Raw genomic sequence first — 265 nt, forward strand, 5'->3', positions numbered from 1 at the left:
TGGCACAGGCGTGGTTAGCAAAGTGTTGCCCGGTCGCCAGCATCAACTGACCTTGTCGACGTCCCATATTACTGAGTCTATCCACATCGGGCAGCTGGTCGAAATAGGGTTATCTGAGCGCAGCGTGCTGCAATCGGCACTGTTGGTCTACGTGCTGCCGCTATTATGTATGTTACTGGGGACTTTGCTGGGCCAGTGGTGGTTTGTCGAACTGGCCGGTGGCGGCGAAGGAGGCGTGATTGCCTGCGCCCTTGCGGGCGGGGCG

The 265-nt window shown here is 58.9% G+C and carries 1 protein-coding gene; it reads left to right on the plus strand.

Annotated elements, in window-relative coordinates:
• Positions 1 to 265, plus strand: a 265-nt coding sequence (locus ACYP03_RS26550; protein WP_459782748.1) for a SoxR reducing system RseC family protein, incomplete at both ends; no start/stop codon positions are given.

The organism is Photobacterium sp. R1 (genome assembly GCF_054600795.1).